We start from the raw sequence: 7,236 nt of genomic DNA on the forward strand, positions 1-7,236 counted from the left end.
AAAAACCAATGACAAATACTCCAAGCCACCAAAAAGGCCGGTTGGAGCGGGCGCGAAGCGACATGGTTTTCGAGTGAAACTCCGGATGTGTTTCGCTTGAAAACCTTTTGGAGTAGCCGTCGTTTGCGCCGGCTGTTTTTCTTTCTGCCGGTTTCCCCTTCACCGCGAAACCTTCTATGGTGAAGGGCTGTCGCTCAAAGGCGAAGCGATTCAATATCGATCCTTGGCATCCTATGCCGCCTCCGGAGGCCGGCTTGACGTATTATCTTTCGACCCGTGGCGAGACCCCCAAACTCGGGTTCTGCGATGTGATGCTATCCGGGCTCGCTCGCGACGGCGGTCTCTATGTGCCTGAGGTCTGGCCGCAGTTGTCGCCCGATGCCATTGCGGACCTCTCCGGCCGGCCGTACTGGGAGGTGGCCGTCGAGGTCATCAGGCCTTTCGTGGCCGGCGATATCTCCGATGCTGAGCTCGGCCGCATGGCGAACGAGGCCTATGCGACGTTCCGCCATCCGGCGGTGGTGCCGCTCGATCAGATCGGACCCAATCAGTTCATGCTGGAGCTGTTTCACGGCCCTACGCTCGCGTTCAAGGACGTGGCGATGCAGCTCCTGTCGCGGCTGATGGATCATGTGCTGGCTCAACGCGGTCAGCGAACCACTATCGTGGTGGCGACCTCTGGCGATACGGGCGGTGCTGCGGTGGACGCGTTCGCGGGCCGCGATAATGTCGATCTGATTGCGCTGTTTCCGGATGGCCGCATTTCCGACGTGCAGCGGCGCATGATGACCACGACAGACGCGCCAAACGTCCACGCGCTCGCGGTCAAGGGCACCTTCGATGACTGCCAGGCGATCGTGAAGGGGCTGTTCAACAACCACCGCCTCCGCGACGAGGTCTCGCTTTCCGGCGTCAATTCGATCAACTGGGCGCGGATCGTTGCGCAGGTCGTGTATTATTTCACCTCGGCGGTCGCGCTCGGCGCGCCGACGCGCACCGTTGATTTTACCGTTCCGACCGGCAACTTCGGTGACATCTTCGCCGGCTACGTTGCGAAGAAGATGGGTTTGCCGGTGCGCTGCCTGCGCATCGCCGCCAATGTCAACGATATCCTAGCGCGCACCCTGAAGACCGGCATCTACGAGGTGCGCGAGGTTCACGCGACCACGTCGCCGTCGATGGATATCCAGGTGTCGTCGAACTTCGAGCGGCTGCTGTTCGAGGCGACCGGTCGCGACGCCGCGCAGGTGCGCGCGCTGATGTCGTCGTTGCAGCAGTCCGGCCGCTTCGTGCTGCCGGATTCCGTTCTGGCTGAAATCCGCTGTGATTTTGACGCCGGCAGTGCCGACGAGACCGAGACGGCGGCCGCGATTCGCACGGCGTGGCGCGAGGTCGGCGATCTCGTCGATCCGCATACCGCGGTGGCGCTCGCGGTGGCCGACCGCGACGCCTCCGATTCCAGGATTCCCAATATCGTACTGGCGACCGCCCATGCCGCGAAGTTTCCCGATGCGGTCGAGGCCGCCTGCGGCGTGCGGCCGCAATTGCCGGCCTGCCTCGACGGCTTGATGACGCGTCCCGAGCGGATCACGGTCGTGAACAACGATCAGGCAGACATCGAACGGTTCGTGCTGTCCGTCAGCCGCGCCGCCAAGCAGGGAGTTGCGGGATGAGTGTCGAGGTGACCAAGCTGCCGTCCGGTCTCACGGTCGTCACCGACACCATGCCGCATCTGGAAACAGCGGCGCTCGGGGTCTGGACCGGGGTCGGCGGCCGCGACGAGAAGCCGAGCGAACATGGCATTTCGCACCTGCTCGAACACATGGCCTTCAAAGGGACCGCCACGCGGACGGCGCGGGAGATCGTCGAGGAAATCGAGGCGGTCGGGGGTGATCTCAACGCCGCCACCAGCGTCGAGACCACGGCCTACTATGCGCGGGTGATGAAGGCGGACGTTCCGCTTGCGCTCGACGTGCTCAGCGACATCCTGTCCAATCCGAGCTTCGCCGCAGAGGAACTCGAACGCGAAAAGAGTGTCATCGAACAGGAAATCGGCGCGGCGCAGGACACCCCCGACGACGTGGTGTTCGAGCATCTCAACGAACTCTGCTATCCCGACCAGCCGATGGGACGTTCGCTGCTCGGCACGCCGCAGACGCTGAAGCGATTCAACAGCGAGATGCTGCACGGCTATCTCACGACGCATTATCGCGGGCCGGACATGGTGGTGGCCGCTGCCGGAGCGGTCGAGCATGAGGCGGTCGTCGCCGAGGTCGAGCGGCGTTTCACGGGCTTCGATGCCGCGCCGGCGCCGAAGCCGCAAGCAGCGAAATTTGGCGAGGGCGGCTCCAGGGTGGTGCATCGTGACCTCGAACAGGCGCATCTGACGCTGGCGCTGGAGGGATTGTCGCAGACCGACCGCTCGCTGTTCCCGCTGCAGGTGTTCGCCAACATCCTCGGCGGCGGCATGTCCTCGCGGCTGTTTCAGGAAGTCCGCGAGAAGCGCGGGTTGTGCTACTCGATCTATGTTTTTCATGCGCCCTACGCCGACACCGGATTCTTCGGGCTCTACACCGGCACCGATCCGAGCGATGCGCCGGAAATGATGAAAGTCGTCGTCGACGTCATCAGCGAGGCGGTGGAGACGCTGACCGAGGCGGAAATCGCGCGTGCGAAAGCGCAGATGAAAGCCGGATTGCTGATGGCGCTGGAGAGTTGCAGCGCCCGTGCCGAACAACTGGCGCGTCACATGCTGGTCTATGGGCGGCCGCAGAGCGCGACGGAATTGATAGCCAGGATCGATGCCGTCAACATCGAATCAACCCGTGACGCGGCGCGCAGTCTGCTGAAGCGCAGCCGTCCCGCGGTCGTCGCGCTCGGCAGCGGCAGGGGGCTGGACAGGGCGGTGACTTTTGCGGAAGGATTGGCGCAGTCGAAGGCGAGAGCGCTGCTTCACTAGAGTCTTTCACCGTTTCAGGGAAACAATGAAAAGGCTCTAGGCTCTTGATTTGACGCGTTTTCTTCACGCGAACCGGTATCCACTTCGCTCGAAAACGCTATGGAGTCTGAACAGCGTCTAGCAGTTTCAAAGCCAGGCATGTCCTCGGGCTCGGCCTGAGGATGGATTTGCCGGTCGCGTGAAGAACGCATCAAATCAAAATCCTGGAGCCCGCTTCCGATTCCATCAGAAGTAGAAACGGCTCTAGCCTTATTTTGGATCGGGCATGATCTTATGTTCGAAAACGGTTCCCATTTTCGGGATCATGCGCGAGGTCAGGGCTGACGAGTTCTGTATCGGGGAACGCCATGGCTCTGTTTCGTTTGCCATCCAGTGCGCCGTCGCTCATGCCGCGGGGACGCGGCCTGTTGCTGCGTGCGCCTGAGGCGGCCGATTTTCAGCAATGGGTGCAGCTTCGCGAATACAGCCGGGCCTATCTGACACCCTGGGAACCGATCTGGCCATCGGATGACCTGACCCGCGCCGGCTTCCGGCGACGACTGCGCCGTTACGCGGAGGATATCGCCGGCGACAGATCCTATCCGTTCATCGTGCTCCGCGAATCCGATGGCGTCATGCTGGGCGGAGTCACGCTTGCCAACGTCCGGCGCGGCATCGTGCAGGCCGGCACCATCGGATACTGGATCGGCGAACCCTATGCGGGACGAGGCTATATGACCGCAGCGCTGCGGGTATTGCTGCCGACGCTGTTTGGCGAACTGAACCTGCATCGCATCGAGGCTGCCTGCATTCCCAGCAATGCGCCTTCGATCCGGGTGCTGGAAAAGTGCGGCTTCACGCGCGAGGGACTTGCGCGGCGCTATCTCTGCATCAACGGGATCTGGCAGGATCACCTGCTGTTCGGGATGCTGCACGATGATTTTCACGACTGAGCGGTTCGCCTGCGTCGTGTGAGCGCAGGTCCGAGCGCGCTGCATTTCATATCTGCGTGAACAGGGGGCCAGAGCCACGCAAACGCATCTCGCTCGACAGAAACGGGGTGTTGTGCGGCCGTTTTGCGCCTTGGGATTTCCGTCATTGCCTTGCTATAAAGCCGCCGCGTGGAAACAATGATCGGACGGCGCGAATGGCTCCTGTTGCGGATTCGACCGAAGCGCGTGGACCGGGTGACGCCGGGCAACCACGACGCTTTCCGTTTCGTCTGGCGGCCGCGGCAACAGCATGCTGCATTGTCGCGGTCGCGCCGGCGCAATCGCAATCGCTTGGCGATCGTTTCAAGAGCCTGTTCGGCATCCATTCGCAGCCGGAGCGGGCGCCTGCATCGGGTACGACGGCTTCCGCGCCGGACGACCTCACCTGTCCGCCCGTGACCATCCGTTCCGGTGCATCGACATATGCGGTCGGCCTGCCAGGCAAGGCTGCAAGCGGCCCGGACCTCCGCTACCAGGCGACTATCGGCGAGACCGCGCGAGAATGCGATTACAACACCGACACCCATCAGATCGCGATCAAGGTGGGTATTCAGGGGCGCGTCATCGTGGGGCCGGCGGGCGCGCCGCCGACGGTGGAGGTGCCGTTGCGCGTCGCGGTCGTCGAGGATGGCGTCTCCTCGAAAACCATCGCCACCAAGGCCTATACGGTCACGGTAAACCTGTCGGGCGACGAAGGCGGGACGTACAGTTTCGTGTCGAGCGACATCGTCTATCCGGTGCCGCAAGGCTCTGCCGCCGATCGATATGTGTTTTACATCGGGTTCGACCCGCAGGCGCTGAAGCCTGAGCCGCGCTCCCGCGGCAAGCGAAGATAATCAAGCGCGCGGGTGCAGTTGAAAAAGCCCTCAACACACGTCATGGCCGGTCGAGGCGTTCCCCTCTCACGCGCAAGAAAAAAGCCGCCGCAAAATGATTGCGCCGGCTTGTCGTGGGATCTGAATAAACTCAGTTCAGCTTGGCGCGAACCTCGCTGACGCCCTTGGCGAGCAGGTCGTCGGCGACCTGTCCCTTCACGGACTTCGACAGGATGGCGGAGGCGGCGGCAACCGCTGCATCCGCAGCGGCGGAACGAACGTCGGCGACGGCCTGGGCTTCCGCCAACGCGATCTTGCTTTCCGCAGTTTTGGTGCGGCGCGCGACAAAATCTTCCATCTTGCCCTTTGCTTCTGCCGCGATGCGCTCGGCCTCGGCTTTCGCCGAAGCGATGATGTCCTGCGCCTCACGCTCGGCGCTGGCGTGGCGGGCCCTGTAGTCCGCGAGCAGCTTGGTGGCTTCATCCTTCAGGCGCCGCGCATCGTCCAGTTCGGACTTGATACGAGCGCTGCGACGGTCGAGCGCGGACAGCACCGTGCGGTGCACGCCGACATAGGCGAAGACGCCCATCAGGATCAGGAAGGCTATGGCAACCCAGGTTTCCGGCTCGGCAAACATGGTCGTCATCCCTTCATCGAGGCTTCGACGGCGTTGTCGACAAGGCTCTTGTCAGGCGTTGCGCCGGTCAGTTGCTGCACGATCGCCGTTGCCGCATCGCTCGCGATGCCGCGGACGTTGCTCATCGCCGCCGACCGCGTCGAGGCGATGGCCTTCTCAGCGTCGGCGAGTTTAACGGACAACTGTGCTTCGAGAGCCTTGCGCTCGGTGTCGGCCGCTGCGTTCAGCCTCTCGCGGGTCTCGTTGCCGATCGCCTGCGCGCGGGTCCGCGCGGCTGCGAGGTCGGCCTCGTAGGCCTTCAAAGCAGCGTCGGACTGGTCTCTCAGCTTTTGCGCTTCCGCGAGATCGCCCTCGATCGTGTTCTGCCGGTCATCGATGGTCTTGCGGACGCGGGGCAAGGCCAGCCGCGACGAGATCAGATAGAGCGCAACGAACGCGATCGTCAGCGACACCAGTTGGGACGCGAATGTGTCCTTCTGAAACGGCGGGAACGGAGCCTTGTGCCCACCGTCAGCCTCGGTATGGGCCGTCGCGCCCTGTGCGTTGCCATGACTCTCAGCCACGGGCTTCTCCTCTGCGGTCGATCGGGATCCGGCTTTTTCCGGGTCCCGTCAGCCAGTCAGTGATCTTAAAGAGCGAACAGCAGCAGCAGCGCGATCAGCAGCGAAAAGATGCCGAGCGCTTCGGTCACGGCGAAGCCGAAAATCAGGTTGCCGAACTGGCCCTGGGCAGCCGAGGGATTGCGCACCGCTGCGGCAAGGTAGTTGCCGAAGATGATGCCCACGCCGGCGCCGGCGCCACCCATGCCGATGCAGGCAATACCAGCGCCAATATACTTCGCGGCAATCGGATCCATAGAACAAACTCCTTGCTGAGGCTTGTGAGAGTGACTTCGAGGTTGCGGAAACCGGTCTAGTGACCGGGATGGATGGCATCGTTGATGTAGATGCAGGTGAGGATCGTGAAGACGTAGGCCTGAAGGAATGCGACCAGCAGTTCGAGCGCGGTGAGCGCCACCACCAGCGCCAGCGGCAGCACGGCACCGAACACGCCGACGATGCCCATGGCGCCCAGCATGGTGACGAAACTCGCAAATACCTTCAGCGTGATGTGGCCGGCCAGCATGTTCGCGAATAGACGCACGCTGTGCGAGACCGGCCGCGACAGGAACGAGATCACCTCGATCGCCACCACCAGCGGCAGGATCACGACCGGAATTCCGGACGGCACGAAGAGTTTGAAAAATCTCAGGCCGTTTCTGTAGAAGCCGTAGATCAGCACGGTGAAGAAGACGAGGAACGCCAGCGCGGCCGTGACAATGATGTGGCTTGAGATCGTGAAGGTGTAGGGGATGATGCCGACCAGATTGGAGACGGTCACCAGCATGAAGATCGAGAACACGAACGGGAAGAACTTCATCCCGTCCTTGCCGGCGGTGGTGCGGATGGTATCGGCGACGAATTCGTAGCTGATCTCGGCGATGGATTGCATGCGTCCGGGCACGAGCTTGCGGCCGGTGGCCAGCATCAGAAGCGACGTCAGCACCACGGCGAGCAGCATGTAGGCGGAGGAATTGGTGAATGCGATTTCCTGCCCGCCGATATGGCCGATCGTGAAAATCTTCTCGATGTTGAACTGGTGGATCGGGTCCATCATCCGCGTGCAACTTTCGGTCTGCCGGCTGGCCGGCGTTCAAGCAACTCAGTCGTCTCGGCAGCCATCCGTCATCGGTCAGTCTGCTCGGGGATCACGCCCGCCGACCGCATCACGTTGATCACGCCGGCCACGAAGCCGAGCAGGAAAAACACGATCAGCCCCCAGGGCGAGGTCGACAGCAAGCGGTCGAATCCCCAG

10 protein-coding genes are annotated in these 7,236 nt (G+C 62.5%); 4 read left to right on the forward strand and 6 right to left on the reverse strand.

Annotation, left to right across the window (positions count from 1 at the left end; genetic code table 11):
• On the reverse strand, positions 1–214 hold a 214-nt coding region (locus tag BGO16_RS04775; RefSeq protein ID WP_292617449.1), incomplete at its 3' end, for a hypothetical protein.
• 40 nt (positions 215–254) lie between these two features.
• Between BGO16_RS04775 and thrC the strand changes: the two genes are divergently transcribed.
• The 4 genes from thrC (at position 255) to BGO16_RS04795 (ending at position 4,766) form a co-directional block, all read left to right on the forward strand.
• Positions 255–1,673 carry a threonine synthase gene (gene thrC, locus BGO16_RS04780; RefSeq protein ID WP_292617450.1) on the forward strand — a complete coding sequence of 473 codons (1,419 nt, stop codon included), beginning with the start codon at positions 255–257 and terminating at the stop codon, positions 1,671–1,673.
• Positions 1,670–2,959 carry a pitrilysin family protein gene (locus tag BGO16_RS04785; RefSeq protein ID WP_292617451.1) on the forward strand — a complete coding sequence of 430 codons (1,290 nt, stop codon included), beginning with the start codon at positions 1,670–1,672 and terminating at the stop codon, positions 2,957–2,959. Before thrC ends, BGO16_RS04785 begins: the two co-directional genes overlap by 4 nt.
• A gap of 347 nt (positions 2,960–3,306) precedes the next feature.
• Entirely contained in the window at positions 3,307–3,891 is a 585-nt protein-coding gene (locus BGO16_RS04790; protein ID WP_292617452.1) for a GNAT family protein, read from the forward strand.
• A 194-nt stretch (positions 3,892–4,085) separates the two neighbouring features.
• Positions 4,086–4,766: a hypothetical protein gene (locus BGO16_RS04795; protein WP_292617453.1), complete on the forward strand. Its 681-nt coding sequence runs from the start codon at positions 4,086–4,088 to the stop codon at positions 4,764–4,766.
• A gap of 130 nt (positions 4,767–4,896) precedes the next feature.
• Here BGO16_RS04795 and BGO16_RS04800 read toward each other — a convergent pair whose 3' ends face one another.
• The 5 genes from BGO16_RS04800 to BGO16_RS04820 form a co-directional block, all read right to left on the reverse strand.
• Positions 4,897–5,382: an ATP F0F1 synthase subunit B gene (locus tag BGO16_RS04800; protein WP_292617455.1), complete on the reverse strand. Its 486-nt coding sequence runs from the start codon at positions 5,380–5,382 to the stop codon at positions 4,897–4,899.
• Positions 5,383–5,387: 5 nt separating this feature from the next.
• Positions 5,388–5,945 carry a F0F1 ATP synthase subunit B' gene (locus tag BGO16_RS04805; RefSeq protein ID WP_292617454.1) on the reverse strand — a complete coding sequence of 186 codons (558 nt, stop codon included), beginning with the start codon at positions 5,943–5,945 and terminating at the stop codon, positions 5,388–5,390.
• Positions 5,946–6,010: 65 nt separating this feature from the next.
• The gene (locus BGO16_RS04810; protein ID WP_009796340.1) at positions 6,011–6,238 is read right to left on the reverse strand and encodes a F0F1 ATP synthase subunit C; all 228 of its coding nucleotides are present in this window, start codon (positions 6,236–6,238) and stop codon (positions 6,011–6,013) included.
• 56 nt (positions 6,239–6,294) lie between these two features.
• The gene (locus BGO16_RS04815) at positions 6,295–7,038 is read right to left on the reverse strand and encodes a F0F1 ATP synthase subunit A (protein WP_292612497.1); all 744 of its coding nucleotides are present in this window, start codon (positions 7,036–7,038) and stop codon (positions 6,295–6,297) included.
• A 68-nt stretch (positions 7,039–7,106) separates the two neighbouring features.
• Positions 7,107–7,236 (reverse strand): AtpZ/AtpI family protein (locus BGO16_RS04820; RefSeq protein WP_292617456.1); only part of this gene is annotated, 130 nt, incomplete at its 5' end.

This window comes from Nitrobacter sp. 62-23, from assembly GCF_001897285.1.
In the GTDB taxonomy this organism is placed as follows: Bacteria; Pseudomonadota; Alphaproteobacteria; order Rhizobiales; family Xanthobacteraceae; genus Nitrobacter.